General features: G+C 63.3%; 6 protein-coding genes. 1 reads left to right on the forward strand and 5 read right to left on the reverse strand.

From position 1 onward, the window contains the following. Positions 1 to 1,253, reverse strand: a 1,253-nt coding sequence (locus tag AADA04_RS14225) for a DNA polymerase III subunit gamma/tau (protein ID WP_340693938.1), incomplete at its 3' end; no start/stop codon positions are given. Between the two features lie 80 nt (positions 1,254 to 1,333). After that, entirely contained in the window at positions 1,334 to 2,116 is a 783-nt protein-coding gene (locus AADA04_RS14230) for a tyrosine-protein phosphatase (RefSeq protein ID WP_340693939.1), read from the reverse strand. A gap of 164 nt (positions 2,117 to 2,280) precedes the next feature. Between AADA04_RS14230 and AADA04_RS14235 the strand changes: the two genes are divergently transcribed. Further along, positions 2,281 to 2,847, forward strand: a complete 567-nt coding sequence (locus tag AADA04_RS14235; RefSeq protein WP_340693940.1) for a lipid-binding SYLF domain-containing protein — start codon at positions 2,281 to 2,283, stop codon at positions 2,845 to 2,847. Positions 2,848 to 2,932: 85 nt separating this feature from the next. Here the strand turns inward: AADA04_RS14235 and AADA04_RS14240 are convergent, their stop codons facing one another. The 3 genes from AADA04_RS14240 to AADA04_RS14250 all read right to left on the reverse strand — a co-directional run bounded on the left by AADA04_RS14240 (position 2,933) and on the right by AADA04_RS14250 (position 5,526). Continuing rightward, positions 2,933 to 4,384, reverse strand: a complete 1,452-nt coding sequence (locus tag AADA04_RS14240) for an AMP nucleosidase (RefSeq protein WP_340693941.1) — start codon at positions 4,382 to 4,384, stop codon at positions 2,933 to 2,935. A gap of 30 nt (positions 4,385 to 4,414) precedes the next feature. Beyond that, on the reverse strand, positions 4,415 to 5,200 hold the full coding sequence (locus AADA04_RS14245; protein ID WP_340693942.1) for a hypothetical protein: 786 nt from the start codon (positions 5,198 to 5,200) through the stop codon (positions 4,415 to 4,417). A 113-nt stretch (positions 5,201 to 5,313) separates the two neighbouring features. After that, complete coding sequence (locus AADA04_RS14250) at positions 5,314 to 5,526, reverse strand: DUF2061 domain-containing protein (protein WP_340693943.1); 213 nt, start codon at positions 5,524 to 5,526, stop codon at positions 5,314 to 5,316. Positions 5,527 to 5,781 lie beyond the last annotated feature (255 nt).

Raw genomic sequence — 5,781 nt, forward strand, 5'->3', positions numbered from 1 at the left:
GCGTCAGGCTTTCCCGGCGAAGCACTGCCTCCGGCAGCGAGCAGTCGGGCGGCCTCTTCCGGCGAAGGCAGGCTGCTGGCGGCGGCCAGGCGCAGGACAACCATGTTGAGCGCCGTCGCCGTATCGGGCGCCGTCTGCAGGTCGTTGAAGCCGGAGAGCAGTATCTGCCAGCAGCGGGACGCCTGCGCGGGCGTCAGCTTCTGGGCCATGGCCTGCGTGCGCGCGGCCCAGTCAGCCGGGCCGCCGGGATCATAGTCGCCGCCGGTCGCCTGTGCGACGGAGACGTCGGCGGCAATATCCATCAGGTCTTTCAGGATCACGGCGGGGTCGGCCCCGGCATGGACCTGTTCGCGGATCTCGGTGAGGGCGTCTTTCGCGTCACCGTTGATCGCGAAGCTGAAGGCATCGAGCAGGCGGCCCCGGTCGCCGAGGCCGAGCATGTCTCGCACGGCGGCGCCGCTGACTTCGCCGCCATCCATGGTCTGGACGATGGCCTGGTCGAGGATCGAGAGCGCGTCGCGGACCGAGCCTTCGGCGGCGCGGGCGATGAGGGCGAGGCCTTCCTCGGAGACTTTCGCGCCTTCGCGATCGGCAATGCGTTTGAGGTGGGCGGCAAGCTCGACCGAGTCGAGGCGCTTGAGGTCAAACCGCTGGCAGCGCGACAGGACCGTGACCGGCACCTTGCGGATCTCCGTGGTGGCGAAGATGAATTTCACATGCGGCGGCGGCTCTTCCAGCGTCTTCAGCAGCGCGTTGAACGCGGCCGTCGACAGCATGTGCACCTCATCGATGATGTAGACCTTGTAGCGCGCCGAGACGGGGGCGTAGCGGGCCCCGTCGAGCAGGTCGCGCATGTCGGCGACGCCGGTGCGGGAGGCCGCATCGAGTTCCAGCACGTCCGGATGGCGGCTGGCCATGATGGCGTCGCAATGGTCGCCCGGCGGGTCGAGATGGATCGACGGGCCATCGGCGCCTTCGCGGCTGTAGTTCAGGCCGCGCGCGAGCAGGCGGGCCGTGGTCGTCTTGCCGACGCCGCGCACGCCGGTCAGCATGAAGGCATGGGCGATGCGGCCCGTGTCGAACGCATTCGAAAGCGTGCGGACCATGGCCTCCTGGCCGATCAGGTCAGTGAACAGGCGCGGGCGGTATTTGCGGGCGAGAACCTGGTAGGCTGCCGGTTTCGCGGACGGGTCCTCGTCTCCGAACATGGAGAAGGTCTGGTCGTCGCGCTCGGGGATTTCGGATTCGCTCATTGCGGCGACTTTAGCGGGTTCGGCAGGACCGGGGCAAGGAAACAAAGCAAGGCTCAAAGCGAGCGCTGCGCATCCCCTTTTCAGGCCGGGTCGATCAACCGGTCGCGAATCGCCGCCTGCATCGCGTCATCCACGAAAAGCGTGTCGGAGAGATAGGCGTCGATCGAGCCGGAATTCTCCGTGATCGTGGCGACCGCTGTTTCGAGATAGTGCAGGCGAACGCCGAGGAAAGGCCGGTAGACTTCGACATCATGGTGCTTGCCCAGCATGTCGTTGAAATATTTCGCGGCATCCGGAAGGAAGAGCGACACGTTCACGGCCTCGTTGGTGAGGTTATAGTCGGTGCGGATATCGTCCTCGCCGACGCCGAGCACGTGATGGGTCAGCGCGCACAGGATGCCGGTGCGGTCCTTGCCGGCGGCGCAATTGACGACGCCCGCCGCATCGCCCTCGAGGCCGGCCAGATGCCGGAACCAGTCTGAGAACAGCTCGGTATGGTGAGGCTTGTAGGGAGCGAGCCGGTAATAGTCGTTCATCCAGCCATCGGCGGAGTCGGCATCGACCTCGAGCTGCGTCAGGAAGCGGGTATGGGGCGCGTCCGTTTCGCGGCCGCCATCATGCGTGAGCGTATTGGGGGCCGACCATTTTCCGGGCTGCTTCTCGCGCTCGTCGGGACGGCGCAGGTCTGCCTGCAAGTGGATGCCGAGATGGGCAATCTTTTCAAGGTCGGCTTCGGAGGCTTCGGCATAATGTCCGGAGCGAAAGAGAAGGCCGCGCTTTACATTGCCGCCATGACGCGAGGCATAGCCGCCGAAATCACGGAAATTGCGGACGCCGTCGAGGGGGAGAATGCGATTGTTCATGAGACACGAGCTAGCGCGGGATGGCGTGATCGTCCAGAGCGAATGGCGTATACCAGCAGACGGCCTTTCCTGCCCTTGATCTGAATCACGCATGCGCGGAACGAATTGTGACTTCCTGCGTTGTTACAAAAGCAATATAATCTGCCTAAACAGGAGACTCCCCTATGGCAAAATTCCGTTCCGCCCTGCTCGCTGCATGCCTCGTCATCGGCACGCCCCTGGTGACCACCGCCTGCACAAGCATGCCGGATGAGGTGAGCCGCCAGGATATCGATTCACAGAGCACGCAGGCACTCAATCGCCTGATCTCTGACAATTCGGCCGCCAAGGCCATCGCCGCAAAATCGCGCGCCGTTCTGATCTTCCCATCGATCGTGAAAGCCGGTCTCGGAGTCGGCGGCGCGTATGGTGAAGGCGAAATGCGCAAGGGCGGCGTCGTGCAGGACTATTACAGCACGTTCACCGGCTCGTGGGGCCTGCAGGCCGGCGCGCAACAATACGGCTATGCCGTGTTCCTGATGAATGATGACGCCGTGAAATATGTCTCGGATTCCGATGGCTGGGAAATCGGCGTCGGCCCGACGGTTGTGCTGGTCAATGCCGGTATCGCCGAGAACCTCTCGACCTCGACGCTGAAGGAAGACGCCTATGCGTTCATCTTCGACCAGAAGGGCCTGATGGCCGGCCTCAGCATCGAAGGCACGAAGATCACCAAGCTCGACGCGAAATAGGCGTTCGGATTTTGGACTGAATTGAATGGCGGGCGCTTCGGCGCCCGCCATTTTTTGTGCGCAGCATGCGAATTATGGGGAGGGCTTACCGGAACGGTGGTTCGTCGAAGGCTCTCAGCTTGCGGCTGTGCAGTTTGGCGCCCTTGTCGGCGGCGAGCATTTCGAGGGTTTCGATCCCGATACGGATGTGCTGGCCGATGGAGCGTTCGTAGAAACGATTGGCGGCGCCGGGCAGCTTGATCTCGCCGTGAAGCGGCTTGTCGGAGACGCAGAGTAACACGCCATAGGGTACGCGCAGGCGATAGCCATTGGCGGCAATCGTGGCGCTTTCCATGTCGATGGCGATGGCGCGCGACTTGTTGAAACGCCGGGCCGTGGCGGTGAAGCGCAGTTCCCAGTTGCGGTCGTCGGTTGTGACAACCGTGCCGGTGCGCAGGCGGCGCTTGAGGGCGTCGCCTGTCTCGCCGGTAACGCGGGCGGCGGATTCCTGTAGCGCGACCTGGACTTCGGCGAGGGCCGGCACCGGGATTTCCGGCGGCAGGACGGCGTCGAGTACATGGTCTTCGCGCAGGTAGGCATGGGCCAGCACATAATCGCCGATGGACTGGCTGTGACGCAGGCCGCCGCAATGGCCGACCATGATCCAGACCTGCGGGCGCAGGACGGCAAGGTGGTCCGTGATCGTCTTGGCAGTGGACGGGCCGACGCCGATATTGACCAGCGTGATACCGGCGCCGTTCGGGGCGCGCAGGTGATAGGCCGGCATCTGGAACCGGCGCCATGGCGCGGCGTCGATATCCGTGCGCGATGTGGACGTGACATTGGTCACTTCAAGACCGCCGGGAACCGACAGCGACGTATAGTGGTTGTCGGCGCCGATCTGTTCCAGCGCCCAGTCGCAGAAGGCATCGACATAGCGGTGGTAATTGGTGAACAGGACATAGTCCTGGAAGTGTTCGACCGGCGTGCCGGTATAATGCTGGAGCCGCTTCAGCGAGAGATCGACGCGCGGGGCATCGAACAAGGCAAGCGGGCGGGTGTCCATCGGCTCGAACAATTCGCCGTCGGCCACTTCATCGCCGATGTCGGCGAGTTGCGGGCTGGGGAACCAGCGCGCAAGTTCGGCCGGCGAGATTTCCTCGAGCCCGTCGGCCTGACCCTGTTCCCAGACATAGGCATAGGGAATTTCCTGGCTCGAGCGCTCGACCTCTACGGTGATGTGATAGTCACGCATCAGCGGGGTGAGCTGTTCGATCAGGTAGGTGCGGAAAAAGTCCGGACGGGTGAAGCTGGAAATATAGGTTCCGGCCTCGGTCATCTTGCCGAAGGCACGGCTGATCGGCGGCGGTGGGCCGTCGGGATCATAGGTGAGGCGGATCTGCGGATAGCAGAAGGCACCGCTGTCACGCAGCTTTTTGTCGGGCGGAGTGCCTTTGTGGAGATAGAGGTCGAGGGCGCCTGAGAGGGCCTCGACGGCTTCGGCGTAGAGCGCTTCGAGCGCGTCAACGACGGCTTCGGGTGTGGTGAGTTTCGTCATGCACCCAAATGGCGGAAATGGCGCGCGTCGTCAATCGGCGGACGCTGTTGCGGGTGATCTCCGGCCCCAGACCGTCCACGCGATGAGCGCGACCAGAATTGTGAGCAAGACGGCGCTGGAACCGGCCGTGCCAATGCCGAGACCGCCCTTGTCGGGCGCCTTGGTCAGCAGGTCGCCCATCGTGGCGCCGAAGGGCCGGGTGAGGACGAAGGCTGCCCAGAACAGGGCCGTTCGCGAGATCGGTGTGAAGAAATAGCCGAGGACACACAGCGCGATTCCGCCGGAGATAAGCAGGTTCGAGAGGCCGTAGCCAAGGCCGGAACTGTCGGCGAGATAGTCACCCAGCGCAGTGCCGAGCGTGTTGGAAGCGAGGATCGCTGCCCAGTAGAACAGTTCCACCTGCGGCTTGCGGATATGGTCGACCCTGATCGAGCCCATGGTGACATGCCAAGTGAGCAGGATGGCGACGAGGAGGCTGACCAGGATGATGGCCCCTGTTGCGTAACCGAGGCCCAGGGTGCGGTCCATGTAGTCGGAAATCGTGGTGCCAGCCGTGGAGGTGGCGAGGATGACTGCCCAATAGAGGAAGGGGTAGAAACGGTCGGACCGCATCTGCAGGACAAGGGTGACAAGGAAGAAGCCGATCAGGATCACGGAGCTGGCGGCATAGCCGATATTCATCGTCATCGACAAAAGGTCGCCGCCGGTCTCGCCGACCGTGGTGGCGCAGATTTTCATGATCCAGAAAAGGAAGGTGACGGTCGCGACCTTGCTGAGCGTATCGGTCGTGTCATTGGCAGGTGTAGGCAGGGACATGTGGGGCGGCGTCCACTTGGGCGAGGCATCGGACGGTCTCGCCTGAGACATTCGCGATACGCCTGACGGCTACACCTGTAATCATATTTTTTTGTAATCTTTCAGAGGCCGGCTCAGGCGAGCGCTTCGCTATGCCGGGACGTTCGCGTCCCTGCCCGCTTCCACATGCGCTCGTGGAATGTGTAGGCCACGGTCTGCACCAGGGGCTCGATCACGCCGACGCCGAGGGCGATGCGCCAGTCCTGGGTCAGCACGTAGGCCACCGTGACGGCGACCGTCAGGTGCATCAGGCTATAGGTGCAGGTCTTGAGTATGGCGTGCGGCATTGTCGGCTCCTGTCGTCAGGAGTCATATATGAGAATGGTTCTCAATTACAAGTAAAAATGCCGTCGGAGACTGTTCCTGGTGACATTCGTCGCCCGTCAGGACGTGTCGAAATGGGACAGCGCGAGGCAGGCTGCGCGATGGATTTCGACGGAGGCGTCGCGTTCGGTCGCGTCCTGCCAAAGGAAGCGGCCGGGTCGGGCTGAGGCGGTCGCGGGCAAGGCGCCGGGCCATGCGGGCGATATGGGGCGCCGGAT

The organism is Hyphomonas sp. (assembly GCF_037969335.1).
Classification (GTDB): domain Bacteria; phylum Pseudomonadota; class Alphaproteobacteria; order Caulobacterales; family Hyphomonadaceae; genus Hyphomonas.